Consider the following 26,695-nt stretch of genomic DNA (forward strand, 5'->3'; position numbering starts at 1 on the left):
GCTACGCCGCAATCGGCCCGTGGTCCGCCTGCGCTTCGCGTTTGGGCGCGACATGGCGGCGTGTGTCGCCGTCCGCGAGCGCGGGTGTCGATTCAAACAGTTCGGCAATCCAGTCCGCAAACACACGCACCTTCGCGGACAGATGCCGGTTGTTCGGATACACGATCGACACCGGCTTGGGCTTCGGCTTGAATTCCGGCAGCACTTCGACGAGCGTCCCATCGCGCAGCGATTGCGCGACCATGAACAGCATCGGCTGGATCAGGCCGAAGCCTTCCAGACCACAGCGCACGTACGCCTCGGAATCGTTCACCGTGACGACGCCGTTCATGCGCACTTCCGTCGGCTTGCCATCGACGATCACGATCCACGGCATCGGCCGCGAATTGTGCACGACGCGGAAGTTCACGGCCTGATGCCTGCCGAGATCGTCGATGCTCTCCGGCGCGCCGAAGCGCTGCAGATAATCGGGCGACGCGCACGTCACACGCTTGAGCGTGCCGACACGCCGCGCGACCATCGACGAATCTTCGAGCGGGCCTGCCCGCACCATGCAGTCGATGCCTTCCTCGACGGGATCGACAGGCCGGTCCGACAGGCCGAGATCGAGCGCGATGTCCGGGTAGCGCTCATGAAAGTCGCGCAACGCGGGTATCACCAGATGACGCCCCAGCGAATTCGGCATATGCACGCGCAATGCTCCGCTCGGCTTGCGATTGCCTGCCTGAAAACTCGCGTCCGTTTCCGCGATGTCGGTGATGATGCGAATGCTGTGCTCGTAATACGCCGCGCCTTCCGGCGTAAGCGACAGGCGCCGCGTGGTGCGGTTCATCAGACGCACGCCCAGCACGGCCTCCAGATTCTGGATGGTGGTCGTCACCGTCGCGCGCGGCATGCCGAGCTGCTCGGCGGCGCGCGTGAAGCTGTTCGCATCGACCACACGAGTGAACACTTCCATTGCCTGAATGCGGTCCACGCTATCCCCTTTCGTCCTTCAAACAAGACAGGATAAAACGCGCGGACCGGCAAAAACAAGCAAACCCACTCATTAGCCGGATTTGACGAACAGTTGCGCGCATCTTGCGCGGAATAGCGCGAGGAAGGTGCTTATCGAAAGCGCATTGCGTCGCAAACCTGACGGTGGCCTCACGTACGGTGCGCATCGGATCCCGCGAGACAACACACGGCAACTGCTTCCCGTTACACGGCATCAGCCGGAATTTCGCGCGTGTCGTATCGTATGCAGCACGCGGTTTCCACAGCTTTCATTGATCAACGCTTGGACGAGGGCTTTCATCATGACCCGATCCCGTCAGTTGCATCTCGGCGCTTTCATGCGCCCCGTCAGCCTGCATACGGGCGCCTGGCGCTATCCCGGCGCCTGGCCCGATGCGAACTTCAACATCGCGCATCTGAAGCGCTTCGTGCAGACGCTCGAACGGGCGTGCTTCGACGCCTTCTTCATGGCCGATCATCTCGCCGTGCTCAACATGCCGCCCGAAGCGCTCAAGCGCAGCCACACGGTGACGTCGTTCGAGCCGTTGACGCTGCTGTCCGCGCTGTCGTCCGTGACGGAGCGCATCGGGCTGATCGCCACCTCGTCGACGACCTTCGACGAGCCTTATCACGTCGCGCGCCGCTTCGCCTCGCTCGATCATCTGAGCGGCGGGCGCGCGGGCTGGAATCTCGTCACCACGTCCAACCCCGATGCCGCGCTCAATTTCGGCCTCGACGCGCATGTCGAACACGGCGAGCGCTATCACCGTGCGCGCGAGTTCTACGACGTCGTCACGGGCCTGTGGGATAGCTGGGCCGACGATGCATTCGTGCGCGATGTCGAAAGCGGCCTGTATGTCGATATTGAACGCATGCACGTGCTCGGCCACAAGGGCGAGCATCTGTCGGTGCGCGGGCCGCTGAACATCGCGCGGCCGGTGCAGGGTTGGCCCGTCGTCGTGCAGGCGGGTTCGTCGGAAGCCGGACGCCAGATCGCCGCCGAAACCGCCGATGCCGTGTTCGCCGCGCCGCCTTCGCTTGCCGCCGGCCAGGCGTTTTACGCCGATGTGAAAAGCCGCGTCGAACGCGCGGGCCGCGACCCGGAGCACCTGAAGATCCTGCCTGGCGTGTTTGTCGTGGTGGGCGAAAGTATGGATGAGGCGCGCGAGAAGCGCGCGTTGCTCGATACGTTCGTGCATTACGAGAGCGGCATCGCGTCGCTGACCATCGCGCTCGGCCACGACGTGTCGCAATTCGATCCCGACATGCTGCTGCCGGAGATTCCCGAAAGCAACGCGAGCAAGACATCGCGACAACGCGTGATCGACTGGGCGCGTTCGGAACAGTTGACCATCCGTCAGCTGGCGCAGCGGATTGGCGGTTATTCAGGGCTGGAGATGGTCGGCACGCCCGCGACCATCGCCGATCAGATGGAGCAATGGCTGACCGAACGCGGCTCCGACGGATTCAATGTGATGTTCCCGTATCTGCCCGGCGGGCTCGACGATTTCGCCGACAAGGTCGTGCCTGAACTGCAGCGGCGCGGCATTTTCCGGCGCGCGTATGAAGGCACGACGCTGCGGGATCATCTCGGCTTGCCACGTCCGGAGAACCGCTTTTTCCCGCGGCGCACCGAGTCTTGATACTCAAACGGATACGGCTTCGCGCAGAAACTCCACCAGCGCCGACTGCATCGCGTTCATCGTGCCGCCCGCACTGACGAGCGCAAGCTCAGTGGGCGGCAGACGCGGCAGATCGAAGCACACGCTGTGCTCGGGCAGCACAGCGGTGGTCGGCAGAACCGTGATGCCGAGTCCGGAAGCGACAGCCGCCTGAATGCCCGTCAGGCTGTGGCTGCCGAATGCGACGCGCCAGCCGCGCTGCGCATGATCAAGGCTGCGGATCGCGCGCTTGCGATACACGCAGCCTTGCGGGAACAGTGCGAGCGGGACCGGTTCGCCGCCTTCGGGCGGCACTTCGACCAGCCGGCCACGCACCCACACGAGGTTTTCCCGCCACGACGCCAGCGCAGGCCCACTGCCCGGCTCGCGTTTGACGAGTGCAATCTCGATCTCACCGCCCGACAGCTTGCGATGCAGATCCGCGCTCATGCCCGCGACGGTTTCGAGCCGCGCTTCAGGCCGCGCCTTCACGAAGCCCGACAGGATCGACGCCATGCGCTTCGCGTCGAAATCTTCCGGCACGCCGATGCGTATCGGCGTGCGCCATATGTCGCTGGCAAGCGCGTTCTGGGCTTCCTGCGAGAGCGAGATCAGGCGCCGTGCGTATTGCGTCAATAGCTCGCCGTGTTCGGTCGCCGTCACCTGATTGCCCGTACGGTCGCGCATCAGCAGCGTGCGTCCGACCAGTTCTTCGAGCCGGCGCACCTGCTGGCTGACAGTCGATTGCGTACGGTGCACGCGGTCGCCTGCACGCGTGAAGCTGCCTTCATCGACGACACACACCAGCGTCTTCAGAAGTTCGAGATCGAGCATGGCGGACGCCTCATATTTACGATTCTACTGAGGAACGTATTTTAATTTAATTTCCAAATATGTTGTGCGCGGTCTAGCCTGTATCCGCCGGTATCCGTTACGCACGCTTCAAGAAAGGATTCTCCATGTCACTCGATAACACACCTCGCCCATCCTGGCTGACCTTCGACTGCTACGGCACGCTGATCCAATGGGACGAAGGACTGAAGGACGCGGTTGCAGCCATCCTCGCCCGCAAGCACGCCGCGCCGCCGGACCTGCATGCGTTCATCGCGGTCTATGACAGGCACGAGCACGCGCTCGAACAGACGCCGCCACACCGGGCGTTTCGGGAGGTCGCGGGCGAAGCGCTGCGCATCGCGCTCGCCGAATTCGGGCTGCAAGCCGACAGCAACGACATCCTCACGCTGACCGAGCGCATCTCCGCGATGCCGCCCTTCCCCGAAGTGGTCGGCACTTTGGGCGCGCTGAAAGCGGCGGGCTACCGGCTGTGCATCGTCTCCAATACCGACGACGACGTGATCGCAGGCAACGTCGCGCAACTCGGCGGCCATATCGACCGCGTGATCACCGCGCAGCAGGCGGGCGCGTACAAACCCAACCGGCGCCTTTTCGACTATGCTCACGAACAGCTAGGCGTATCGCGCGACGACGTGGTGCATATCTGCGCAAGCCCGCATCTGGATCACGCAGCAGCACGCGATATCGGCTTTCGCTGCGTGTGGATCGATCGCGGCACGGGCCGCCAGCGCCTGCCCGACTATGCACCCGACGCTACGCTCGCAACACTCGATCAGGTGCCGCCGCTGTTCGCGTCGACTGGCTGGTGACACAACTATGTAAGGCACAAAGGATCTGCAATGGCTCATACGCTAGACGTGAAGACCGCGGCTGCGTCGCGGCGCGCAGCGCTCGATTCCGACGCAGTGCATGCCGCGCGTGTCGAACTGGCCGCGTGCTTTCAGCTTGCTGCACAGCATGGCTTCGAAGAAGGCGTCTGCAATCAGTTTTCGGCGGTCGTGCCGGGCCATGACGATCTGTTCTTCGTCAATCCGTATGGCTATGCGTTTTCGGAAGTGACGGCATCGCGGCTGCTGATCTGCGATTTCGACGGGCATGTGATCGAAGGCGACGGCGCGCCTGAAGCGACGGCGTTTTATATTCACGCGCGGCTGCATCGGGCGATGCCGCGCGTGAAGGCCGCTTTTCACACGCATATGCCGAACGCCACCGCGCTGTGCCTGATCGAAGGGCCACCGCTGTTGTGGCTCGGACAGACGGCCTTGAAGTTCTACGGCCGCACGGCTGTCGATGAACACTACAACGGTCTCGCACTCGACAATTCCGAAGGCGACCGCATCGCGCACGCGATAGGCGACGCCGACATTCTGTTCCTGAAGAATCACGGCGTGATGGTGGCGGGCGCGAGCATCGCCGAGGCATGGGACGATCTGTATTACCTGGAACGCGCCGCCGAAGTGCAACTCAAGGCGATGCAGAGCAACCGTCCGCTCAAGCCCGTGCCGCACGAGATCGCGCAACGCGCCTATGAACAGATGCGCCTCGGCGACAAGGAAAGCGCGCGGGCGCACCTCGATAGCGCCATGCGCCGTCTGCGCGATGCGGGCAACCGCTTCGAGGCGTAGTTTGAACGCGTAGCTACACCTGCCGCGCCACGTGATCGGTAATCTGCCGCAGCTTGCGCAGCATCTGTTCGCCCGCTACGACGTATAGCGCGGGGTCACCCGTCAACACGCTCGCGCGAAAAGCCTGCAACGCGCGCTTGAGCGGCTCGTAGCGCAACACCGACGCCGCGCCATCCACGCGATGAATCCATTGCCGCAGCACGGCAGGCTCGGCTTCGCCCAGCATGCTTTCGAGTTCCTCGCCATCGGTGGTCATGGTCTGGACGATCACCTCGATCAGCTTTTCGTCGCGGCCTGTGCTGCCGAAATTCTGATTGATCGCATCCCAGTCGAGATCGGGAAGATCGGTATCGTCGGCGATCATGGGTGACTCGCGCGTGGCAGTGGGCGGCTGCGACGCACCATCGGGCATGCCTTCGCGCGGCACAGACTGGTCGGGATTCGCGGGCGTGCCGGGCATCTGCAGGCATTGCGGCGCGAACTGGCTGATGCAGGCGCGCAGATCGCTGAGTTTGGCGGGCTTGTACAGGCACTCGTCCATCCCGGCGGCAAGGCATTCGCCACGCTCCTCGCGGCCCACGCTCGCCGTCAGGCCGACAATTGGCATGCGGCTCGCCTCGTCCGTGCGTTCGCGCACGCGCGTCGCCAGCGTGTAGCCGTCCACCTCGGGCATGTGGCAGTCGGTGATCAGCAGCGCGTAGTTCGCCGTCGCCAGGGCCTTCAACGCCTGCGCACCGTCTTCGACGGTATCGCACGTACATCCGAGCAGTTCCACCTGCTGCCGGATCAGATGCCGGTTGATCGCGTTGTCTTCGGCGATCAGGATCAGCGCGTGATCGCGCAGTGCTTCGTCGCGGCTGCGCGGCGCCGTCAACGTGAGCGCCGATGCTGCCGCTTGCTGGCCCAGTTCGGGATTGCCGTGCAAGACGGCGTTGCAGACGGCAGCCACCCCCTCCAGCGTCACGGGATAGGCACATAGATAGCAGACGTCGCCGGCACGCACGTAGCCGCCCGATTCGAAGATCGTCGTGGTGGGAACGACGGGCACGCCTTCGATATGCGTAAGCGGTCCGTCCGGCGATGCCGGTTGCGCGCTGAGCTGATCGTCGATGATCAGGCGACATGACGCAGGCAAGCTCTCCCGCCCGCAGTCGAGCGCAGGATCGAGCATCACCGTTTCTCCGCCGAATGTACGGACGGCCTGCGTCAGGCTGCGCAACACATAGGCATCGCGAATGCGCAAACCGACCGTGATGCCGGCAAGCGGATAGTCTGAAAACTCACGCTGTTCGATGTCGAGCGGCAAGCGGAATTCCACGCGCGTGCCTTGCCCGACCTCGCCTTCCATGCCGATGCTGCCGCCCAGCATCGCCACCAGACGACGCGAGATCGTCAGGCCGAGGCCGGTTCCGCCGAACCGCCGCGTAGTCGATGCTTCGGCCTGCACGAAGGGCTGAAACAGACGCGCAAGCTGGTCCGCACTCACGCCGATGCCCGTATCCGTCACGCGCCACACAATGGGTTGCCTGCCATCGGCTTCGTCAGCCAGTTCGACATCGAGCCGGATGCTGCCCTCCGACGTGAACTTGAGCGCGTTGCTCAGCAGATTGAAAAGAATCTGCCGCAGCCGCACGCCATCACTCCACACGGTTGGCGCAATCGCGGCATCGATGCACAAGCCCAGCTTCAGTCCCTTCTCCTGCGCACGCCAGAAGAACAGCGCGAACGTGCCTGTGCACAGATCGCGAATATCGACGGGTGCGCGCTCCAGCGCGATCTTGCCCGCTTCGATTTTCGAATAGTCGAGGATGTCGTTGAGAATCTGCAACAGCGATTCGGCGGCCTGCGAAATCAGCTTCACCTTGACGGCCTGATCGGGACGCAGATTGCTGTGGCCTAGCAGTTCGATCAGCCCGAGTACCGCGCTCATCGGCGTGCGGATTTCGTGGCTCATCGCCGCGAGAAACTCGCTCTTCGCGCGCGATGCCTGCTCGGCGGCATCGCGCGCCCCGGCAAGCGCGACGGCATGTTGATGCTGCTCCTCGGCGTCGGCCCAGTAGCCGTTCCAGACCAGGTCGCCATTGTCGGCGCGGTGCGGTACGGCGTGCAGCCGCGTCCAACGGTAAGCGCCGAGCCGCAGCACGCGTAGCTCGCGGTTCACGGGCGCCAGCGTCTGCGCGGCATGCTGCGCATCGTCCACGAGTGTCCGGCGATCATCGGGATGGACGGTCGAGAGCACATCGCCGGGGCTCGCCTGAAGTTCGGCGCTGGTCTTGCCGAACATCTCGACGGTATTGCCGCTCAGCCAGTTGATGCGCCACGCGCCGCCCGTCGCCCGTCGATACTGGAAGGCTGTCGCGGGCAACTGGCTGGTCACGTCGATCAGCCGCAGTTCCGCCTCGCGGCGCACGCGTGCCTCCTTGCGCAGCGCGTGCTGCGAGCGCCACAACACCGCGATCACGGCCAGCAGCGCGAGCGCCACGGGCGCAAAGCGCGTCGCGATGTCGCGCCATGACGGTCCGAGCACATAGTTCGCGCCGAAATAGCGGTTCTGGATCGCGAGCCGTTCGGTGTCGGGCAAGGCCGCCAGCGCGCGGTCGATCAGCGGCATCAGCCGTTCCGCCAGCTTCGGCGAAACGGCAAAGCCCGTCTGTACCGACGTGCCGCCCGAGCCGATGATGCGCAGATTGCCGCCTTCCATGCGCTGCAGCATGTAATGCGCGGTTGCGAGATCGTCGACATAGACATCGGCCTTCCCTTGCGCGACGTCGTTCATGCCCGTCGCCACGTCCGGCACGACGACGATCTGCGCATGCGGCGCTGCGGACGCCACCAGCCAGCGCAGCCCGCCGCCGTCGGTGATGGCCACGCGCTTGCCGTTGAGATCGCGCAACTGGCCCAATACGGGCGCGTCGTTGCGGCCAACGGCCACGACGGGAAACGTCGCATACGGCCGCGACACGGGGATGCCCGCCAGCGCCGGATCGCGCAGAATCGCCACCGCGTTCAGGTCGAGATCGCCTGTGCGCAATGCTTCGACGGTCGCGCCGAGCGTAGGCTCGTGCTGGCGCACGAAGCTGATGCCCAGCTGATTCGACAGATACCGCAGATAATCCTGCGCCATGCCGTGCGTCTGGCCGCTGTCATCGACATAGCTGTACGGCGCCAGCCCGTTGTCCACGCCCACGCGCAGCGGCGCGAGCGTGCGCAGCCAGGCACGCTCCCCGTCGGTCAGGAAGAACGGCGCGGCGCCCTCTCTGGCGATCGGTCCCGTGCTCATCCAGCGGCCGAGGATGCGTTCGCGCTCATCGTCGGGTAGCGCAGCGAGCCGCGTGTCGATGCTGTCGCGCAGCGCCTCGCGCGTACGCGGAAAACCAAAATGAATACCGCTTGCCGTCTCGCGATAGCGATTGATCTCCGCCAGCCCTGCGAACTCCGGCTTCGACAGCGCATAGTCGGCCACCGGCTGCAGCGTGATGAAGGCATCGGCCTCCTTGCGCAGCACGGCGCGCAAGCCCTGCTGCGGATCGTAGACGCGCACGAACACCGAACCGGGATAGCGTTCATGCGATACCTGCTCGATGTAAGAACCCGCCTCGACGGCGATGCGCTTTCCCGACAGACGCGGCGCTGTGCCATTGGGTGCAGCTTCCGCCGCACGTCCGACCACCACGAAGTCGGAATCGAAATATGGCGCGGACAAGATCAGGCAACGCCGCGCTTCGATTGGCTTCTGCACGGCCAGCACGATGTCCACGGCGCCGTCACAGGCGGCCGCGGCGAGCGATGGATAGTCGGGAAAAATCTTGACCCGCAGCTGGGTGGTCGGCGCGATGACGGACTTGAGAATGTCGAATGCCGCGCCCGACAGTTGCCCGTCGTCGACGAACACGAGCGGCGGCCAGCCGGCCGCCGTCTCGCCTACCGTGAGCGTGGCAGGCGCCTGCGCGACGGCATGGCCCGATGCCGCCGCCAGCATCGCTCAGATCAACCAGCACAGGCTGATGCAACCGTTCCGGATAGTGTCCATGGAAGTCAGGAATGCGACGCGCCGCGCGCAAACGCGCCGGCGTCATGTTGCTGAAACCATGATAGTGCCCCGACAGCCTGTTCGGGTCCCTGGTTGTGGACAACCGCACCGCATTCGATCCGGCGTGCAGCCGGGCGGATCAGGCGAGTTCGACCGTGACTTCGTCGAGGGCGCGGAACGGCGCGAGCAGGGTGTCGTCGGCGGCGACCGAGGTGATCAGCCGCCAGTCGCGCTGCAACGGCGTCCAGTGCTGCTGGCGCGCGCGGCCCAGCTTGTCTGCATCGGCGAGCACGATGATCTCGGCGGCACGCGACACGATGCACTCCTTCAGATACGCCTGCTGCGCCGATGCTTCGCACAGCCCGAAGCCCGCGACCACGCCGTCCGCGCCGAGAAACGCGCAATCGACGGTCAAACGGCTGAGAATGAGTTCTGCCAGCGGCCCGAGCGTGCTCATGCTGGAGCCGCGCAGTTCGCCGCCGATAAGCGTCAGCCGCACGCCCGGCGCATTGGCGAGCGCGGTGACCGCGAGCAGATTGTTGGTGACCACATGCAGGTCTTCACGCGTGGACAGGTGCCACGCGAGTCCCGCGCAGGTGGTGCCGCCGTCGAGCAGGACCGTGTCGCCGTCGCGCACGTGCAGCGCCGCGGCCTGTGCGATCGCTTCTTTCTGTTCGCGCTGGGCCGCCTTGCGTTCTTCCAGTGACGCTTCCGGCTCATGCACGCCGACCAGCGCCGTCGCGCCGCCATAGGTACGCACGAGGCGCTTCTGCTTCGCGAGCGCCGTCAGGTCGCGCCGGACCGTTGCCTCCGACACGCCCAGCGCCGCACACAACTGCTCGACATTGGCATCGCGCGTGCGGACGAGTTCGAGAATCGCCTGTTGACGGTCGGAAGTTTTTTTCACGTTTCTCGAGGGGCTGGGAAGGGGCTTGATCTTACACCAGCCCCTGATGTGAGCCGCTTATAGCAGCGGCTTGCGGCGAGCCCGCAAGGATCAGCGGCGCGTCGCCAGTTCCGCGCCCTGGCGCAGCGCTTCGAGCATGCTGCCTTCGTCGACCACACCCTTGCCAGCGATGTCGAACGCCGTGCCGTGATCGACGGACGTGCGGATCACTTCCAGTCCCACCGTCACGTTCACGCCCGCTTCCACACCGAGCACCTTCACCGGGCCGTGACCCTGATCGTGATACATCGCCACGACGAGATCGAAATCGCCTCGTCCGGCGCGGAAGAACAGCGTATCGGCGGGCAGCGGGCCGGTGACGTCGAGGCCGCGTTCCTGCAGCAGCTTCACGGCGGGGATGATCTTCTCTTCTTCTTCGCCATAGCCGAACAGGCCGTTTTCGCCCGCATGCGGATTGATCCCGCACACGCCGATACGCGGACGCTCGATGCCCGCCTTCACCAACGTTGCGTGGCCGCGTTCGATGGTCCGCTGCACGAGGCCCGGCTCGATCTTGCGGATCGCGTCGATGATGCCGATATGCGTCGTCACGTGAATCACGCGCAGTTGCGGCGCGACCAGCATCATCGACACTTCTTCGACGCCCGTCAGATGCGCGAGCATTTCCGTGTGGCCCGGATACTTGTGGCCGCCCGCGTGCAGCGCTTCCTTGTTCAGCGGCGCGGTGCAGATCGCGTCGATCTTGCCCGCCTGCGCGAGTTCGGTGGCGCGCCTGATGTATTGATAAGCGGCGTCGCCCGCCACGGCCGACAACTGGCCGAACGGCAGATCTTCCGGAATCAGGCCGAGGTCGATACAGTCGATCACGCCCTGTTCGTAGCGCGCGTCGGATGCGTCTTCGATACGGCGAATCGTCATCGTGCCGCCGACAATCTGGTTCGCGCGTTCGAGACGCTTTGCATCGCCGATCACGAGCGGACGGCATTGCGCGTAGACCGACGCGTGCGCGAGGCTCTTGACGACGACTTCTGCGCCGACGCCTGCTGCATCGCCCATCGTGATGCCGATTACGGGAAGGTAGTTGCTCATGATGTGATCTCGTCTAGCTTCTTCAGGGTACTTGCTGTTTGCTGTTGATGCGCGCACGTCAATGCGAAACGACGTCGCGCTCGGTTTCGTTGCGCAGGGTCAGCCATGCGGCGTACAGCGCGTGATCGGTGCCGAATGCGCCCGCCTTCGTCACGACGCCGGGCCGATGCGCGCGGGTGGCATCGAGCGGCTTTGCCACGGCCACGCCCGCCTCGACTTCCGCGAGCAGATGCAGATTGCCGATGCGCGCCGCCGCCAGCATCGCGCGTGCGGTCTCGCCGCCGGTGGCAATCACACCGCCCGTTTTCGTGAAGTGCGGTTCGACCAGTGCCGCGAGCGCGGCTGAAAGCTGCGCGCCTTCGGCGGGATCGAAGGCATCGTCGCGGCCGATTCGCAGCAGCAGATCGCAATCCGACTTCAGCGACACGCCGACCTGCTCCTGCCACGCGCGCCAGTCGCGATGGCTGCGGCCTTCGCGCAGCACGACGGGCGGCACGATCAGTTCCTCGACGCCGCCGCGCTCGCGCAACATCGCGCACTGACGCTCGCTGACGGCCGACAGGCTGCCGACCAGAATCAGGATCGGGCCGCCCGGGAAGGTCTCGGTCGCTGGCTGACTTGTGGCGTCGTTGCGCGGAATAAGCGCGGCGATCTCACGCGCGAGACCGCCCGAGCCGACCCAGAAAAACGGCGCATCGCTGCGCAGCGATGCCTGCGCCAGCGCGCGCAATGCTTTTTCGCTTTGTGTATCGACGATCAGCGCCTGCACGCCATTGGCCGCCATCGCGCCGATGCACACGGCGAGCGTGTCGGGTTCGCCCGCGAGCGCTTCGGCATCGAGACGATCGGTCCTGAGACCGGCAGCTTCGAGTTGGTCGGCAATACCGGCAGGCAGGCCCGCGTGTTCGAGCTTCCACGTGGCCGTCTGGTCGAGCGGCTCGCCGTGCACGAATACGCGGCCATCGCGCACCGTGCGTCCCGTTGCCGGGAACGCGGGCGCGACGATCGCCATGCCCGCAAGACGCTGCAATCCCGCCACTTCCGCGGCCCAGTTGCCGCGCAAGGTCGAATCGATTTTCTTGTAGAGCCGCTGGCCGCGCGTGTTCATTTCCGTGTAAGCCGCCGACGTGCGCGCCGCGGCTTCGTGCGGCGCGAGACGGCGCGTGTCGGTATCGACGGCGATCGTGTCCGCGCCGTCATGCGCCGCCGTGCGCGCTGCTTCCAGCGTGACGACGGTGCGATGCCCTGCGCTCGCATAACCGATCGCGCAGTCCGCGGCGCCCGACAGATCGTCCGCGATAATCAGAATCTTCATCGTGCCAGCCCTTCGCGATTCTTCGTGCGTGCGCCTTCCTGGCGCTGCTGATAGCGTTTCGCCACCGACGCCGTGAGGATCGGCGACAGGATTGCCGTGACGACCACGGCAGCCGCCACCAGCAAGGTCGCGCTTTTCGCCGCTTCGTTGTACACCGGGTTCGCCGCCGCGACGAGCGCTGGCACGGCGGCGGCATTGCCTGCCGTATTCGCTGCCGCCACACCTGCCACGCCCGTGCCGCCCGTCAGGCGATCCGCGAAATAGAGCGGAATGCCCGTCACGATCACCACGGCGATACCCAGACCGATGCCGAGCAAACCAGCCTGCCACACCTTGTGCAGATCGAGACCCGCGCCGAGCGCCAGCGCGAAGAACGGGATCATCACGGGCACGGCTTTGGCCAGAAAGTCGCGCATTTCGCGGTCCAGATTGCCGAGCAGCATGCCGAGCGCGAGCGGCAAGATGCTGCCGACCAGCGTCTGCCACGGAAACGCCGACAGCCCCGCGACGCCGAGCGTCACCATCGTCAGGAACGGGCCCGATTCGAGCGACATCAGCGTGTAGGCGCCGACGTCTTCCGAGCGGCCATACTGGCCCATCAGCGCCATATAGAGGCCGCCGTTTGTGTCGTTCATCGCGGCGATCACGGCGAGCGTCGAAATGCCCGCGAACAGGCCCGACGACACCGGCTGCTCGCCAAGAATACGCCCGAGAATCACACCGACGATCACCGCCGCGCCAACCTTCGTGATCAGCAGCGCGCCGCCCTTTTTCATCAGATACGGCGTGGCCTTCACGTCGATGCCCGCGCCCATGCACACATAGAACACAGCAAGAATGGGCAGCGCGCCCGTGAAGAGTGCATTGGTGAAGGAGCCGAAGAACTTCGGCATGTTGGGCAGGAACGTCGCCACCAGTGAGCCGACGAGCAGCGGCACGATCATCATGCCGCCGGGAATGCGCTCGATCGAGCGTTTGATGGGAATCTGAACCATGCGAGTCTCCTGGCGTTTATTGAGCACCGCGTCTGTTCGCGGTTTTGATTGAAACAATCACCATTCGATCAAATCGATCAGATCGCAGTGTAGCCGCTTTGATCGAATCGCGCAAATCGATCAGATGTTTGCGCAAAACGATCATTTTTATGACCAAAGAGACACGCGGCCCAATCACTGAGCCAGTTCATTTCCCTCCGCGCGCAGATTCCGTTGCATCCATTGCCCGACGTTCTCGACAGCAATATTGCGCTGGGCGTTGAAGGTCTGCTGCTCATCCCACGCGACGCCCCGGCCTTGCGCGAACACCACGCGATACTTCTTCAGCGCGTTATCGGCATCGTCGGCGAGCTCGCGCTTCAACTGGGGCACCGTCCATTCCACGCGTTCGAAGCTGCGGCCAGTGAACGCGTCGAGTTTGTCGGCGAGTTGCTGATAACCGATCGTTTCACCCGCGACATGCACGACGCGCCGGCTGATGCGCGGCTCGGTCAGCAGGATCTCCGCCGTCAACGCGCCGATATCCTCGGCGGTCGTGACCGTGACCGCGTTATCCCAGCCACCGAGCGCGCGGACCACGCCACGCTCGAAGTCCACCACGCCAAACGAGGCTTCGAACAGAAAGCTGGTGAACATGCCCGTCGATACGATCACCCAGTCGGTGCGCGATTGCGCGCGCAGCAGATCGCGCACGGCGAGTTGTTCGTCGAACAGATCCTGCGCGCTGCCCCGGCCAATCACGTCGTAGTCGACGCCGAACTGCCACGGAAAGTAGCGCGGCACGCCCGCATCCAGCGCCGCGCGTGCAATTTTCAGCTGCACGCCCTTGCCGCCGACGAAGCCCGTGCACGACACCACGGTATCGAACTGTGCGAACAGCGCGGCGAGCGTTTCGACGGAATCTGCGGCGAGATCGCCGGAAACCGTTGCGATGCCGAGCGCGCGAAGTGTGTCGATCTCGTGGCGTTTCACGGGGTCCGCGCTGTCGAGCGTCGACGGGCGCAGCAGCACGCTGATGTTCAAAGCAGAAGCACCCGCGCGTCCTGCGAGATTGCGCAGCACGGACATGCCGAGTTCGCCTGCGCCCAGAACGAGAATACGTTGTTGCGTCATCACGCTTTACCCTTTTTGTTGATACGTTGATCAGTTGATGCGTTGATCGCAGCGCGAGCCTGAAGGCGCGCTGCGTCGATCGAAGTCTAGGGTGCTGCGTGCGCCTGATTGTTCGGCACGCTTGAATTCACAACGCGTGCACGCCGAACGGGCGCGCTGAATGTACGGATGCGGCGCGCGCGGTATGCTCGCGTTCAATCGCCCGGCACGGCGCTCACGCTCAATCACGTTCCATGGACAAACTTCAGGCAATCAGCCTCTTCGTGCGTGTGGTCGATGCACGCAGTTTCAGCAAGGCGGCTGAAACGCTGTCGATGCCACGCTCGTCGGTCACGACTACCATCAAGAATCTCGAACAGCATCTGGGCACCGTGCTGCTGCGGCGAAGCACGCGCAACCTGAGCCTGACGGAAGCGGGCGAGCGTTACTACGCGTCGTGCCGCACGATCCTCGCGGAGATCGAGCGCGCGGAAAACGGGCTGCGCGACGACACGCAGACGCCGCGCGGCAAGGTGCGCGCGGAGATGCCCGGCGTGATCGGGCGCGCAATCGTGCTGCCCAATCTGCGCGACTTCGCACAGCGCTTTCCCGACATCGAACTGGTGCTCGGTCTGAGCGACCGTCCCGCCGACCTGATTTTCGACGGCATCGACTGCGCGATACGCACGGGCGAACTCGCGGACTCGACCCTGATCGCGCGACCGCTCGGCACGCTGACGTGGCTCACGTGCGCGTCGCCGCTGTATCTGCGCGAGCACGGCGAACCTTCGACGCCCGACGATCTCGCCGCGCACGACGCCATCAACTACATCTCGAACGCGACGGGCCGCCCGCTCGACTGGCGTTTCGATGTTGACGGCGAACCTGTCACGTTGACGATGCAGAGCCGCTTCGCCGTCAACGAAACGGAAGCCTATTTGCAGTGCGGGATCGAAGGGCTGGGGATCATCCAGTTATCGGAGTTCGTCGCAAAACCTTATCTGGAGTCCGGGCGGCTGAAGGAAGTGCTGTCCACGTCAAGAAGCGCGCCCGTGCCCGTGTCGATGCTCTATCCGAACCGCATGCACGCGAGTGCGGCAGTCAAGGCTTTCGTCGAGTGGATCGCGGAGATTTTCCCGCGCTGACGCAATGAAAAGCGCGACGCGCGCTCAGGCGTGGCGCCGTGCTTGCGATGGGTATCGGTCAAATGACCGATCTCGCGCGAAACCGTGCGCGGTATAGTGAAACTTGAACCGTGACCCAATAACCCGACCCGATATCCGCGCAACGCATCCATGCAGACTTCGCCCGATTTGTCCGGCGGCCCCGCCGTCCGCGTGTTCGACGCCGTGAAGGCGCTTGCCTTCATCGGCGATCTGAGCATGGGCCAGCCAACCGATCACTCGATCCGCACCGCATGGCTCGCCAGGCGCCTCGCGCATGCGGCCGAGCTTGGCGAAGCCGCTGCCATCGCCGTATGCGAGGCATCGCTGTTGCGCTGGTCGGGCTGCACGGCAAATGCAGCGGGCTTTGCGGAAGCACTCGGCGACGACGTCGCGAGCCGCGAAGCGATGCTCGCCCTCAAGACCGACTGGGCGCCGCTCGAACTGCACGCCGATCTGGGCGCCGTCATCACGCCACTTGCGCGGATCCACTGCGAAGTGTCGGGCGAAGCCGCGCGCATGCTCGGTCTTGGCGGCGAAACGGAAACCACGCTGCGGCACGTGTTCGAATCGTGGGATGGCAGCGGCGCGCCGGATCATCTCGCGGGTAGTGCCGTGCCTGCTACCGTGTTTGTCGTCGCACTCGCGGGCGAACTGGAGATTTTTTCGCGCACGTATGGCATCGAACGCGCGCAGGCACTGATCGCGCAACGCGCCGACGCGCGCTATCCCGACAAGCTGGCGCGCCTGACGGTGCGGCTCGCGGCGCAATGGCTCGACGAACTCGAACAGGCCGATAGCGCGTCGATCGATGCCGCGCTGCTGACGCCGAACATGAACGACCCGACACCCGTCGAACTGGTTGCCGACATCATCGATCTCAAGCTGCCGTGGATGACGGGCTATTCGCGCAGCGTCGCGGCAACGGCGGCGAATTGCGCGACGCGGTTCGCACTCGATGAAGCCGCGCAGAACCGGCTCTATTGCGCTGGCCTGATACATGGCATGGGCCGCGCTGCCGTGCCGAATCCCGTCTGGAATACGCCCGCCCGCCTGACGCAGTCCGCGTGGGAGAAAGCGCGCCTCGTGCCGTATTGGACCTCGCGCGCTGGGAAACAGACGGGCGCCCTCGCCGAAGCGGCCGAGCTTGGCTCGTACGCCTATGAGCGTCTGGACGGCTCCGGGTATTTTCGCGGCGCGGCGGGTGCGGCGCTGTCGATCGAAGCGCGCATTCTCAGCGCGAGTGCGGCGTGGGTGGCTTTGCGTGCAGCGCGTCCCTGGCGGGCGGCATTCACGCATGACGAAGCGGCCAGGCTGCTGCATGAAGAAGCCGCGCAAGGCCGCCATGACGCCGACGTGGTCAACGCACTGGTCGATGCGCGCGCGACGCCCCGGCGTGTCGTGAATCCGCGCGCGCAGACGGCAAGGCTATCGGCACGCGAGGTGGATGTGCTGCGCGGCATTTCGCGCGGTGCAAGCAACAAGGAAGTTGCCCGCGATCTGTCGTTGAGTCCGAGCACGGTGCGCACGCATGTCGAGAGCGTGTTCCGCAAGCTGGAGTGCTCGACGCGCGCGGCGGCTACCCTCAAGGCGCTGGCGCTCGGAGTGCTGTAGCGCGATCAGGCCAGAATCAGGCCGCAATCACATTGATGCCCAGCGCTTCGCCGCCCGCTTCGATTTCCAGCAGACGATCGACATTCGGATGCGCGCCGGGACGGTTGCGTGCATCGGCTGTATGTTCGGCGAACACGGCGAGGCCATGCGTGGCCGCTTGTGCGTTGAGCGAGCCGAAGGCGACGCGCAGATAGTTGTACACCGCGAGCGAGCCCTGCTTGCCCGGCTTGTTCTCGATGCTGGCGACCACGGCGCCCTTGCCGTCGACGAGATCGATGCGCTCGATGCCGTCGATGCCCGGCAGTTGCGCGAGGTTATCCTTGAATACGTTGCCCGGTTGAATCACTGAAACACTCCATCGTTCGAAAATGACTGGCGGGCCGTATCTTATCCGATTCGTTATCCGGTCCGGTCGGTCGATTCAGTTCGCCGGCTGATCGTCTAGCGCCGGAGTTTGCATACGATGACCGTCTTTCGAGCGACTGTGCGCGTCGGACCCCAATGCGAACCGGCTTGTCCAAAACGCTCATCAGCAACATTGCCCGATCGACGTTAAAATTGCCCGCTTGAATTCCGTCCGTATCTTCGAGCGCGCCAACGTTTGCCGCGTACGGGTCCCATGCCTTCGTCGAAGGCAGACCAACGAGTCAGTAGCAAGGGAACGACTTCAATGACAGGCGCAGACTTGTCCAGCATGCTGCCCGATATGCTTCCAAGGCTGTGGGCATTCGCATTGCGCATTTCCGGCGACCAGCACGACGCTGAAGATCTCGTTCAGCGCGCGTGCGTGCGCGGGCTGGAACGCGCGCATCAGCTTCAGGCGGACACCGCACCGCTCAGCTGGATGTTTTCGATCGTCCATTCCACATGGATCAACGAGTTGCGCGCGCGCTCCGTGCGCAGCCGCTCCAGCATGGACTGGGACGACGACTTCCTTGAAACGGTCGAAGATCCGAAGGCGCGCACGCCCGAGCAGATCACGATGAACGCGCAGATCATCGAAGCGGTGCAGCGCCTGCCCGAAGCGCAGCGCGCGGTGATGCTGCTGGTGGCCGTCGAAGGCTTGAGCTATAGCGAAACGGCCGAAGCGCTCGAAGTCCCCATCGGCACCGTGATGAGCCGCCTGTCGCGCGCACGTCAGGCCATCGGCGCGCTGTTCACGGGCAAGGCCGCGCAACCGGCGAAGGTCGCGGCACTCGGCAAGGACTCGGCATCATGAAAGTCGACGACATCATGCTGATGGCCTACGTGGACGGCGAACTCGACATCGAGGAGCGCCGCGAGATCGAACGCGAGCTGGACGAGTCGCCGGAACTGGCGGAGCGCATCGAACTGTTCCGCGCGTCGAGCCTGCCGTATGACGCCGCATTCGCGCAGCAGAAGCTGCCGCCCGTGCCTGAATCGCTGACACGCAAGATCGCCGAACTCGCGCGCACGCATGCGAGCGCGACCTCGACCGTGCCGCCCGGCCCCGCAGCCGATCCCGCCGCCAACGATGCAAGCCTGCCGTCTCGCGCCGGCTTGCCGCCGTCCACGCCCGTGCGTTCGCGGATGCGCTTTTCGGCGCCGTGGCTCGCGGCGGCGTTCGCGGCCGGCGTGGTGTGCTGCACGATCGGCTTGCGCGTGGCGTCGGATGTACCCGGCCTGCTGCCGGGCAGTGCAGCCACGGTTGCGTCCGCGCAGCCCGCTTCGTCGTGGGTGATGGCGGCGGCTGGCTATCAGGCGCTTTATTCGCGCGATACGGTGGCCGTCACGACCGATGCGGCCGTATCGGCGAAAACGGTCGCCGATATCCGGCAGATCGACGGATTGCCCGTGCGTGTGCCGGATCTCAGCGCACAAGGCCTGACGTTCAAGCGCATCCAGCGCCTGCACTTCCACGACAAGCCGCTCGTGCAGATCGTCTATCTGCCGAAAACGGGCGGCCCGGTCGCGCTGTGCGTGGTCAAGGACGCGAAGCCGGATCAGTCGATTGCGCAACAGAAGGTCGATGGCATGGACGTCGTGACATGGCGCCAGTCGGAATTGAGCTATGCGCTGATCGGCACGGCGGGCGACGTCGATCTCGACAAGCTCGGCAAGCTGATCGCGAAGCGCGATGTGGATGCGATGTTCGGCCAGGCGGTGCTGCCGGTTTCGACTGTGGCAGGTTGACGCCGGGTGCGGCGCGCTTCGCGCCGCAGCACATCAAATCGGCGGATTGACGCCCTGTTTGTAGACAGAACGTTATACTTGACAGTCAGATAGCTGTGACAGCGCTGTGACATGAACCATTTCGAGTGTTACGGCACTCCCGATCAAGGCCCGAGCGTATGAAAGTCGACGATACCGTGCTGATGGCGTATGTCGACGACGAACTGTCGCCGAACGAACGTCAGCAGATCGAAGACGAACTCCGCGCCCACGCGGAGCTCGCGGATAAGGTCGCCCTCTTCCAGGCCTCGCGCCTGACGTATCGCGAAGCCTTCGCCACGCAGAAATTGCCGCCCGTTCCCGCGAGCCTCATCAGGCGCGTGGATGATCTGATCCGCGCGCAGACGGAAGCGGCGCGGATCAGCGCCGCTGCGCAAGCGCAGGCGGCTGCCGCGCCCGTCGCGAGCGCGCAAGCTGCGAACATGCCCGGCGCCAACGACGCCGCCATCCAGCACAGCGCGCAATTGCCCCCGTCCGCGCCCGTGCGTTCGCGGCTGCGTATCGCGCCCGCATGGCTGGCCGTCGCGTTTGTCGGCGGTGCGTTCTGCTGCGGTGTCGTGTTGCGTCTCGCGCCCGGTGTCGGTTTCGGCGATACGGGCAAGCCGGCGGGCAGCGCCACCACCGTCGCGTCGTCGACGATGGGCTCGCTGCCGTGGGTACAGGTCGCAGCGAGCTATCAGCAACTCTATTCACGGGACACTGTCGCGCATCTCTGGCCCGATGAATCCGACGCGCAAAGCACCGTCGATGAAATCCGCAACCAGGACGGCATCGCGCTGCGTGTGCCCGATCTGAGCAAGGCGGGGCTGCGCTTCATCCGTGTGCAGCGGCTGAAATTCCACGGGCGTCCGTTGGTGCAGATCGTCTATCTGCCGCAGAAGGGCGACCCGGTCGCACTGTGTGTGATCAAGGAAGACAAGCCCAATCAGAGCGTCGCATCGTCGCGCGTCGACACCATGAACGTCGTCACGTGGCGCGAGTCCAATCTCGGCTACGCGTTGATCGGCGCAACCAGCAACGGCGAACTCGCGCCGCTCGGCAAAGAGATCGCCGAACGCCGCTTCGATCCGCTGTTCGGATCGGTTTGAATTCCATTTGAGTTTTCTTCGATGCTGCGCGCAGTCGCGCGCAGCATCCGTTGTCGATTCATGTCCAGATTTCCCTTTCGCATCGTTGCGGGCGGCGCGCTCGCTGTCATCGCGCTCGGCTCGATTGCCGGCGCGTATGCCTACACGCATGGCCTGACGGGCCTGCTTGGCACGCAGCCTTCGGCTGACCAGATCATCGACCGCTTCGAAGCCGTATCGGGCAAGCATCCGGGCTTTCGCCGCAACCATGCCAAAGGCGTGTGCGTGACAGGCTATTTCGACAGTAACGGCAGCGCCGCCCCGCTTTCGCGCGCCAGCGTGTTCGCGTCTGGCCGGTCGCAGGTCGTGGGACGGCTGTCGATTGGCGGAGGCAATCCCGCGCAGGCCGACGGCGCATCGAACGTCCGCAGTCTCGCGCTGCGTATCGTCACGCCGGGCGGCGCCGAATGGCGCACGGCGATGAACTCCGCGCCCATCTTTCCCGTGCGTTCGCCCGAGGCGCTCTTCGAGATGCTCGCCGCCTCACGCAAGGCGCGCGACGCAACCACATATGGCGACAACCCCGGCATGGATGCCTTCATGCAGACGCATCCGGAAACGGCGCGCTTCGATCGATGGCTGCACGATCACCCGCCGTCATCGGGCTTCGACAATGCCGCGTACTACAGTGTCGCCGCGTTCCGGCTGATCGACCGCGACGGTCACGCGCAGGACGTGCGCTGGCGCGTCGAACCCGACGACGCCTACAGGCCGCTCGCCGACGCCCAGACGCACGACACCGATTTCCTCGAGCGCGGTCTCTCCGAGCGTTTGCAGCAAGGCCCGGTGCGCTGGCACATGGTGATCACGCTGGCGCAGCCGGGCGACGTCACGAACGATTCGACGCGCCTGTGGCCCGCAAATCGGACGCAGATCGATGTGGGGACACTCGTAGTGCAGCGTGAGGAACCGCAGATCGACGGGCCTTGCCGCGACATCAGCTTCGATCCGCTGACACTGCCCGACGGCATCGCGCCATCCGACGATCCCTTGCTCAAGGCCCGCTCGGCCGCATATGCGGAATCGCATGCACGCCGCGTGCAGGAAGAACAGCGCTACGCGACACGCAAGTAAGTTCGCTTGCCCCAGATAGTGGGTTCGACGCAGCGGCAAAGTCACCTCCGTTACGTTTCGCTGCCTGTCTTTCTGCGAAGCCAGCACAAAAAATTTTTCGCATTTCGCGTGCGCCCGCAACCAATCCGATGCCACTCGCATTGCACGCACCGCTGCAAGCCCTTGTGCGGCAAGCGTTTTTCAACGACTCATGCGTGTCGCGTGTCGATTGATAAGTCGATGGAATAGTCGCTTGCTATCAGGTGTTGTGTATTGCGAGAGCACTGCAAACATAGACAGCGCCTCAAGACCAGAACGACGGGGGATAACGGCGCGCACGGGCCGCGCCGCGATGGTTATGGAGCCGACATGCGAATCGCCTTTTTCACTTTCAGCGACGTGCTGTACAAGCAGATCAGCGAGTCATTCGAACAGAATGGCATCGACTGCGCGCGCTTCACCGACGAGCTTTCGCTGATCCGCTTCCTGCAACGCAACTCGGCCGCACTCGTCATCTTCGATGCGACGCAAAGCCAGATTCCCGCGCTCGCGACGCTCAAGTGGCGCACCTGCCATTTCCGCACCGATCTGCCTGTGATGATGATCGGCCGTTCGTGGGACAGCGAAGCCGTGACGGAAGCACTCGACGCAGGCGTCGACGAAGTCGTGATCGGCACCGCGAGTGTCGCCGAAATCATGGCGCGTGCGCGGCGCTCGATCGCGCGCTGCCGCGGCTCGCGTGTGGGCGACCGGCTGACGGTGGCGGGTTATACGATCGACCGCAGCGCGCGCACAGTGTGTTTCGGCGACCGTTGCGTGTCGCTGACCGCGCGCGAACTGAGCCTCGCGTGGCTGCTGTTCATGACCGCCGGCGCGCTGATGAGCCGCGAGCAGCTCGCAAACGCCGTGTGGGGCAAGGATGCCGATCTCGCGGGGCGTTCGCACGAACAGCACATCTACAAGCTGCGTTCGAAGCTCGCACTGGATGGCCGCGACGGTTCGCAACTGAAGACGGTCTACTCGCTTGGCTACGTGTTCGTCGCGCGGCAGGACGAGGCGACCGACGAGGCGGCTGACCGCGCGCAGGCGATTGCCGCGTGAGCCGGCACACGAGCACGCCTGCGCGCCTGTCTAACGGCGAGCGAACGCCGACGTCAGACGGCTGGTCGTGGCCTTCTGCGCCGCGTCGTCTTTCGCGAAATCGGCATTGCCGCCGTACGTGGCCTTATCCGGGTCTTGCGCCAGCTTCGTTTCGATCGACATTTCGACCATGCGCTGCATCGTGTAGATCGATTCGCTGCGTCCCATGCCCGTATCGCGCAGCAACTGGTACGCGTTCTTCATGCCGGGGTCGGCGTCGATCAGTCTCGCGAACTGCTTTGTGCGCGTCTGTCGCGTGCCGCCGCTTTGCATGAGCGTGTTCCATTCTTTTGCGAGCGCCTGCTGTTTGTCCGGGTCACCCAGACCCATCTGATATTCGACGACGGCATGCGCGTGCTTGCCCACCAGATCGCGCGTTTCTTTCTTTGCAGCGGTGGACTTTCTGTCGTCGATCATCGTGCCGGGGAAGATCTTGCCGTAGCGCTCGGCGCCCGCCTGCGTGCGTGCCTGTTGTCGGAACGCGAGATGCGTGTCCTTGATGACCTTGTCGCGTGCGTCGCCGAGATCGTCGAAGGCCTGCTTCATTTGCGTGTCCGCGTGCGGCCCGACCATGGAATCGGCGAATGCGTTGCGCTTTTGCAGTTCGAAGCTGCCCGCGACTTCGGCCTTTTCGTCGCGCATGCGCTGCTTGAGTCCACGGATGCCCTTGCCGACATCGAGCGCGCCTGCACCCGCGAGCGCACTGCCCGCGATGCGCTCGCTGGCCGCCGTTCCCGCTGCGTGCGAGCCTGCCGCTGCCACGGAGGCGCCATGCGTGCCGACGGCCGTCGCAGTGGCCGCGCCAATCGCGACCGTATTGCGAATGAACTCGTAGGCCGCGCGATTGCCCTGCTTTGCAGCGACATCGTCCTTGAGGAAAGCGGTGAGCAGCACGTTTTTCGCGTGCGCGGCTTCGTTCTTCAACTCGTGATCATCCGAGGCGGCGAGTTTGCGCACGGCCTCCATGTCGTATTCGAGGTCGGCGTTCGGCTGCGTCCTGGCCGGCGCCTTGCCTTTGGAATTCGTGAAGACGTCGCTGGCTTTCTGGATGCCGTTCTTCCGTTTGAAGATCATCGTTTCCGGGCGCATCGCGACGCCGTTGTCGACGTCGGTTTTGAACTTCTGCAGATCGTGCTGCAAGAGATGATCGAGTTGCTCGCCATAGCGTTGCTTGCGCTCGCGTGCCGCAAAAAACGCGTGGCCGTTGACCATCGCACCCACCGCTTCGTGCGCGGCAGTCAGGCTGCCGCCCACCACGGCACCCGTCGCGGCGCCCACGGTCGTGTGCGTGCTAATTCCGATTGCGCCCGCAACGGAAGCATCCGGGCGCAGCTTGTTGGTCTCCAGCAGCGTGAAGCCCGGCTTGTCGCGATACACGGGTTGGCCGAGATGCTGCGATCGCGCGGGCAGCTTGAACCCCGGATCTTGCGGGCCGTCGTTTGACGCCGCTTCGACGGTCCCCGCGATGGACGGCGCACGCGATGGTGGCTGCGATGGCGCGCCAGGCGCGGTGAGTGGCGTTGTTGCCGGTGCCGCGCCAAGACGCGAAGGCCCGGCTTCATCGGACGCGGGTGGCAGCGGCGGCAATGCCTTGTCGGTCGATATCGCCGGCCTCGGCCCGCGTTGTGCACCCGATGTGCTGGCGGCGAACGTCGCGCCGCTGCGCGAAGTGCGTCCATCGACATGTGCGGATGCAGACGCTTGCGGCCTCAACGGCGCGAGCGGTGTCGCCATCGTGCGCGGCCCGGCTGGCGGCCGCGGCGAATTCGCTGTTCGCTGCGGCGTCGTGCGAGGCAAATCGGCGCTTGCATCGGATGAGATTCGGGTCGTGTCATGCGTGGTGAGAGTCGGCGGTTTCAGCATGGCATGGCTCGTCGGCTAGAGGGTTGAACGCGCATGAGGCGGCACAGATCGAGGCGGTCTGATGGCTTCACGATAAGCGCGCTTTGCATCTCGCAGCACGCGGCGCGCGAAGCCGGATGCGCAAACGCGAACGCGCGGCGCACTTCGTTTGCAGGTAGCGCCGCTTCGCGTTGCGCGATGGCCGCTTGCAAGCGTGCCCGTATCCTCGTTGGCATGCTTACGATCGATACGGAGTCAGCCATGCGCCGCTTGATACGCGCTGCCATTGCGCTATCGATTGCGTCGTCCACCGTCGCGCATGCGTCTGCGATGCTGCAGGTGAACGCGTATGAAGACAGGATCGAGGCGAGGCGCCTCGAAGCGCATCGCGAGGCGGACCATCGCGAAGATGAACGGCGCGAACAGGAACGGCTTGCCGAAGCACGCCGCGAAACGCGGATGGATGCATATAACGCCTGGCTCGCGCGTTGGCACGAGATGCACTCGCGCGACGGAATAACGCCATGAGCCGTCGATACGTTCGCCGCCGCATGACACACGTTGCAGGCGCGCTGCTAGCGCTTCTGGCACTGCCCGCCCACGCCGACTGCTTCGACGACGCCGCCGCATGGCAGCGTCTGAATCCGTTGATTCTGCGGGCCATTGCATGGCAGGAATCGCATAACCATGCCGATGCGACGCACGCAAATGCAAATGGCTCGATCGATTACGGCGTGATGCAGATCAACTCGATCCATCTGCCCGAACTCGCGCGTTATGGCATCCGGCGCGATGCGCTGATGGTGCCGTGCAAGAACGTCTATATCGCCGCATGGCATCTGCGCAAGCAGGTGGTCCGCTATGGCAACACATGGACGGCCGTCGGTGCCTATCATTCGTCGACGCCCGCGCTGCGCGACGATTACGCGCGCCGTATCGCGGCCATCATCGAGCGCTGGCAGCGCGATCCCGATCACGCGATACCGGTGACTGCGGCGTCACTTGCTGCACGCTAACCGCCCTGCGTGTTAAGGCAGTCAAGCGGCGCACCCGACTGCTCGCGCGCGCCGCTCAACAACCCGTCGATCAGACGTCGTTCTTCTGATTCAGGTCACCCGACGACACCGCCACCTGCGCCGAATCGAACACCGTGTTGCCGCCGTCGCCCGTTTCCGGTTTGGTCAGGCCGCCACCGCCGAGCATCTGCGCAAAACTCATCTTGCCGTTGGAATGCCCTGTTTCCAGAATCGCGGCTTCCTTGGTTGCACCCGAGTTCAGCGTGATCGAGCCGTCCGCGCCCATATGGCCGACGTTGTTGCCGCTCGCGTTGTACAGGTTGCCTTGCGAGTCTTCCTGCAGATGCAGCGCATCGCCGCCTGCCTTGCTGTTGATCTTGATGTTGTGCATGCCCTGGCCTGCTGCACCCAGACCGTTGTTCGCCGACGCGCCTGCGGGCGATCCCGTTGGCATGCCCAACGGTGCGCCTGCCGAAGGCGTGGCGCCAGGCTGCCCGGCACCCGTCGAACCTTGCGCGCCTTGCTGGCCGCCCAGCACATTGGCGAGATCCTGCAGAAACTGGCTGACGTTGTTCGCGCCGCCACCGTTGTTCTGCTGGCCATCGATCAGTTGCGACAGATCCTGCAACAGCTTGCCGACATCGCCGCCCTGACCCGGCACCGCTTGTGCCGAACTACCCGTCATGCCGCCCGTGGGCGTGTAGTTCACCGGGTTGAGAAAGGATTGGGTAATGGAGTTCATCGAATTCTCTCTGGTTATCAAAGAAGACGAACCGGCGATCTTTGCCCGATCCCGATTCGATACCGAAGATAGATTCATGTTCGCTATCGGCTGCGATGAAGCGCGAAGCAGCGTGACGTGTCGCGAATGCGGCGGGGTAACGATGTGTCGTCGAACGCGTGCGCGCTGGTGTGACTGGACAATCGCTGATTACGCGCTTCGGTGTGCGGCACGATGCTTCGCGGCCCGGAAAGACCGCAA

At 64.5% G+C, this 26,695-nt stretch carries 24 protein-coding genes; 13 read left to right on the top strand and 11 right to left on the bottom strand.

Going from position 1 to position 26,695, the window contains the following annotated elements:
- Position 1: 1 nt before the first annotated feature.
- Positions 2 to 976 carry a LysR family transcriptional regulator gene (locus DK391_RS07835; protein ID WP_109477423.1) on the bottom strand — a complete coding sequence of 325 codons (975 nt, stop codon included), beginning with the start codon at positions 974 to 976 and terminating at the stop codon, positions 2 to 4.
- Between the two features lie 322 nt (positions 977 to 1,298).
- Here DK391_RS07835 and DK391_RS07840 point away from each other — a divergent pair, with 322 nt between their 5' ends.
- Positions 1,299 to 2,639: an LLM class flavin-dependent oxidoreductase gene (locus DK391_RS07840; RefSeq protein WP_109477424.1), complete on the top strand. Its 1,341-nt coding sequence runs from the start codon at positions 1,299 to 1,301 to the stop codon at positions 2,637 to 2,639.
- A 3-nt stretch (positions 2,640 to 2,642) separates the two neighbouring features.
- Here the strand turns inward: DK391_RS07840 and DK391_RS07845 are convergent, their stop codons facing one another.
- Positions 2,643 to 3,491: a LysR substrate-binding domain-containing protein gene (locus tag DK391_RS07845; RefSeq protein WP_109477425.1), complete on the bottom strand. Its 849-nt coding sequence runs from the start codon at positions 3,489 to 3,491 to the stop codon at positions 2,643 to 2,645.
- Between the two features lie 125 nt (positions 3,492 to 3,616).
- Here DK391_RS07845 and DK391_RS07850 point away from each other — a divergent pair, with 125 nt between their 5' ends.
- Positions 3,617 to 4,321, top strand: coding sequence for a haloacid dehalogenase type II (locus DK391_RS07850; RefSeq protein ID WP_109477426.1), 705 nt, complete (start codon positions 3,617 to 3,619; stop codon positions 4,319 to 4,321).
- Between the two features lie 30 nt (positions 4,322 to 4,351).
- Positions 4,352 to 5,137 carry an aldolase gene (locus tag DK391_RS07855; protein WP_109477427.1) on the top strand — a complete coding sequence of 262 codons (786 nt, stop codon included), beginning with the start codon at positions 4,352 to 4,354 and terminating at the stop codon, positions 5,135 to 5,137.
- 13 nt (positions 5,138 to 5,150) lie between these two features.
- Here the strand turns inward: DK391_RS07855 and DK391_RS07860 are convergent, their stop codons facing one another.
- From DK391_RS07860 to DK391_RS07885, 6 genes are all read right to left on the bottom strand, one after another.
- Positions 5,151 to 9,116, bottom strand: coding sequence for a transporter substrate-binding domain-containing protein (locus tag DK391_RS07860; RefSeq protein ID WP_109477428.1), 3,966 nt, complete (start codon positions 9,114 to 9,116; stop codon positions 5,151 to 5,153).
- Positions 9,117 to 9,306: 190 nt separating this feature from the next.
- Positions 9,307 to 10,074, bottom strand: a complete 768-nt coding sequence (locus tag DK391_RS07865) for a DeoR/GlpR family DNA-binding transcription regulator (RefSeq protein ID WP_109477429.1) — start codon at positions 10,072 to 10,074, stop codon at positions 9,307 to 9,309.
- Between the two features lie 90 nt (positions 10,075 to 10,164).
- Positions 10,165 to 11,163 carry a 4-hydroxythreonine-4-phosphate dehydrogenase PdxA gene (gene pdxA / locus DK391_RS07870; protein ID WP_109477430.1) on the bottom strand — a complete coding sequence of 333 codons (999 nt, stop codon included), beginning with the start codon at positions 11,161 to 11,163 and terminating at the stop codon, positions 10,165 to 10,167.
- 58 nt (positions 11,164 to 11,221) lie between these two features.
- Positions 11,222 to 12,478 (bottom strand): four-carbon acid sugar kinase family protein, encoded by a 1,257-nt coding sequence (locus tag DK391_RS07875; protein WP_109477431.1) that lies wholly within the window; start codon positions 12,476 to 12,478, stop codon positions 11,222 to 11,224.
- Positions 12,475 to 13,473: a 2-keto-3-deoxygluconate permease gene (locus DK391_RS07880; RefSeq protein WP_109477432.1), complete on the bottom strand. Its 999-nt coding sequence runs from the start codon at positions 13,471 to 13,473 to the stop codon at positions 12,475 to 12,477. Before DK391_RS07880 ends, DK391_RS07875 begins: the two co-directional genes overlap by 4 nt.
- 174 nt (positions 13,474 to 13,647) lie before the next feature.
- A complete protein-coding gene (locus DK391_RS07885; RefSeq protein ID WP_109477433.1) occupies positions 13,648 to 14,586 on the bottom strand; it encodes an aromatic alcohol reductase in 939 nt (312 codons plus the stop codon).
- A gap of 233 nt (positions 14,587 to 14,819) precedes the next feature.
- Here DK391_RS07885 and DK391_RS07890 point away from each other — a divergent pair, with 233 nt between their 5' ends.
- Complete coding sequence (locus DK391_RS07890; protein ID WP_109477434.1) at positions 14,820 to 15,710, top strand: LysR family transcriptional regulator; 891 nt, start codon at positions 14,820 to 14,822, stop codon at positions 15,708 to 15,710.
- A 150-nt stretch (positions 15,711 to 15,860) separates the two neighbouring features.
- A complete protein-coding gene (locus tag DK391_RS07895) occupies positions 15,861 to 17,342 on the top strand; it encodes an HD domain-containing phosphohydrolase (protein ID WP_109477435.1) in 1,482 nt (493 codons plus the stop codon).
- A gap of 16 nt (positions 17,343 to 17,358) precedes the next feature.
- Here the strand turns inward: DK391_RS07895 and DK391_RS07900 are convergent, their stop codons facing one another.
- The gene (locus DK391_RS07900) at positions 17,359 to 17,688 is read right to left on the bottom strand and encodes a DUF2322 family protein (RefSeq protein WP_109477436.1); all 330 of its coding nucleotides are present in this window, start codon (positions 17,686 to 17,688) and stop codon (positions 17,359 to 17,361) included.
- Between the two features lie 324 nt (positions 17,689 to 18,012).
- Here DK391_RS07900 and DK391_RS07905 point away from each other — a divergent pair, with 324 nt between their 5' ends.
- The 5 genes from DK391_RS07905 to DK391_RS07925 all read left to right on the top strand — a co-directional run bounded on the left by DK391_RS07905 (position 18,013) and on the right by DK391_RS07925 (position 22,816).
- Entirely contained in the window at positions 18,013 to 18,561 is a 549-nt protein-coding gene (locus tag DK391_RS07905; RefSeq protein ID WP_109477437.1) for an RNA polymerase sigma factor, read from the top strand.
- Positions 18,558 to 19,496: an anti-sigma factor gene (locus DK391_RS07910; protein WP_109477438.1), complete on the top strand. Its 939-nt coding sequence runs from the start codon at positions 18,558 to 18,560 to the stop codon at positions 19,494 to 19,496. Before DK391_RS07905 ends, DK391_RS07910 begins: the two co-directional genes overlap by 4 nt.
- Before the next feature lie 158 nt (positions 19,497 to 19,654).
- Complete coding sequence (locus DK391_RS07915) at positions 19,655 to 20,623, top strand: anti-sigma factor (protein ID WP_109477439.1); 969 nt, start codon at positions 19,655 to 19,657, stop codon at positions 20,621 to 20,623.
- 60 nt (positions 20,624 to 20,683) lie between these two features.
- The gene (locus DK391_RS07920) at positions 20,684 to 21,736 is read left to right on the top strand and encodes a catalase family peroxidase (protein ID WP_109477501.1); all 1,053 of its coding nucleotides are present in this window, start codon (positions 20,684 to 20,686) and stop codon (positions 21,734 to 21,736) included.
- A gap of 348 nt (positions 21,737 to 22,084) precedes the next feature.
- The gene (locus DK391_RS07925) at positions 22,085 to 22,816 is read left to right on the top strand and encodes a response regulator transcription factor (RefSeq protein ID WP_109477440.1); all 732 of its coding nucleotides are present in this window, start codon (positions 22,085 to 22,087) and stop codon (positions 22,814 to 22,816) included.
- A gap of 30 nt (positions 22,817 to 22,846) precedes the next feature.
- Here DK391_RS07925 and DK391_RS07930 read toward each other — a convergent pair whose 3' ends face one another.
- Positions 22,847 to 24,232 (bottom strand): hypothetical protein, encoded by a 1,386-nt coding sequence (locus DK391_RS07930; RefSeq protein ID WP_239482746.1) that lies wholly within the window; start codon positions 24,230 to 24,232, stop codon positions 22,847 to 22,849.
- Positions 24,233 to 24,320: 88 nt separating this feature from the next.
- On the opposite strand from DK391_RS07930, the gene DK391_RS45235 reads away from it, so the two are divergent.
- From DK391_RS45235 to DK391_RS07945, 3 genes are all read left to right on the top strand, one after another.
- Complete coding sequence (locus DK391_RS45235; protein ID WP_239482747.1) at positions 24,321 to 24,737, top strand: hypothetical protein; 417 nt, start codon at positions 24,321 to 24,323, stop codon at positions 24,735 to 24,737.
- A 221-nt stretch (positions 24,738 to 24,958) separates the two neighbouring features.
- Entirely contained in the window at positions 24,959 to 25,225 is a 267-nt protein-coding gene (locus DK391_RS07940) for a hypothetical protein (RefSeq protein WP_109477443.1), read from the top strand.
- 23 nt (positions 25,226 to 25,248) lie between these two features.
- Positions 25,249 to 25,713: a lytic transglycosylase domain-containing protein gene (locus DK391_RS07945; protein ID WP_239482753.1), complete on the top strand. Its 465-nt coding sequence runs from the start codon at positions 25,249 to 25,251 to the stop codon at positions 25,711 to 25,713.
- A 70-nt stretch (positions 25,714 to 25,783) separates the two neighbouring features.
- On the opposite strand, the gene DK391_RS07950 is transcribed toward DK391_RS07945, so the two are convergent.
- Positions 25,784 to 26,455, bottom strand: coding sequence for a hypothetical protein (locus DK391_RS07950; RefSeq protein WP_109477445.1), 672 nt, complete (start codon positions 26,453 to 26,455; stop codon positions 25,784 to 25,786).
- Positions 26,456 to 26,695 lie beyond the last annotated feature (240 nt).

The organism is Paraburkholderia sp. C35, assembly GCF_003121405.1.
In the GTDB taxonomy this organism is placed as follows: domain Bacteria; phylum Pseudomonadota; class Gammaproteobacteria; order Burkholderiales; family Burkholderiaceae; genus Paraburkholderia.